At 28.1% G+C, this 1,011-nt stretch carries 1 protein-coding gene; it reads right to left on the bottom strand.

Annotated elements, in window-relative coordinates; translation table 11 throughout:
• Positions 1-11: 11 nt before the first annotated feature.
• Complete coding sequence (locus IQC44_RS11380; protein WP_198306475.1) at positions 12-995, bottom strand: virulence RhuM family protein; 984 nt, start codon at positions 993-995, stop codon at positions 12-14.
• Positions 996-1,011 lie beyond the last annotated feature (16 nt).

Genomic DNA, 1,011 nt, shown 5'->3' with positions numbered 1-1,011 from the left:
ATCTTTTTTCATTATTTTTTATCCCCTAAAGATGCAACAACTTTTTCAAAGTCAATTTGCACTTTACTTTTCTCATTTATCATTTGAACTTTATACTTTTCATACTCTTCATTGGCTTTTTTTAAGGCTTGTGTGTGTGATATTTTACCTTTTGTTTGAAGCACTTCAAAATCAGATAAACTTAAAAAATCATCAAGTTTTTTTATCCAATCTCTCATTTTCATAGTTTTTCTTTTTTTTGCTTGTAACTCTGCAAACTCAAGATATGTGGTTACTATTCTATTTAAAGTATCCAGTTCTTCATTATTGAGATAATTTTTAGCTATTGATGCCTCTTTTTTTGTAGGTTTACATCCACTAAAATTTGTCATTCCTATAAATGGTTTTGTACTATCTACTCTTTGATAAATTATTTCAGCAGCTGTATGCCCATGTGTAGCAAAATGCATTTTATTTTGTATCGTTTTAAAAAACTCTTGAGATGCTTCATCGCTTGGATCATAATCTATACTAGTAGCATATATATCAAGAATTTTTTGCCAAAATAATTTCTCACTACTTCTTATATCTCTAATTCGTTCAAGAAGTTCATCAAAATAACTATTTTTAGCTTGTTTTAATCTTTCATCATCCATTACAAAACCTTTGATGATGTACTCTTTAATTCTTGCTGTAGCCCACTGTCTAAATCTTGTAGCAATATTTGATTTTACTCTATAACCTACAGAAATAATCATATCAAGATTATAGTGTTCTATATCCCTTTTTACATTTCTTGTTCCCTCTTGTTGAACTATTAGGAATTTCCTAATAGTTGAATCTTTTTCAAGCTCTTTTTCATAGTATATATTTTTAATATGCTCATTTATAGTAGCTGTTGTTACATCAAATAACTCAGATAATTGTTTTTGAGATAACCATAAAGTTTCATTTTCAAGTTTTACTTCAAGATTTGTAGTGCCACTATCATCTTGATATATTATCATTTCACTCATAGCCCAAGCTCCCTAA

Origin of the sequence: Arcobacter vandammei (genome assembly GCF_016106035.1) — a bacterium.
Classification (GTDB): Bacteria; Campylobacterota; Campylobacteria; order Campylobacterales; family Arcobacteraceae; genus Aliarcobacter; species Aliarcobacter vandammei.
The sequence above is the reverse complement of the archived record's forward strand: the minus strand, read 5'-3'. Positions and strand labels throughout refer to the sequence as shown.

Coding starts and splice junctions, on each gene's coding strand:
- IQC44_RS11380 (WP_198306475.1), bottom strand. CDS start 995: ATGAGTGAAATGATAATATATCAAGATGATAGTGGCACTACAAATCTT.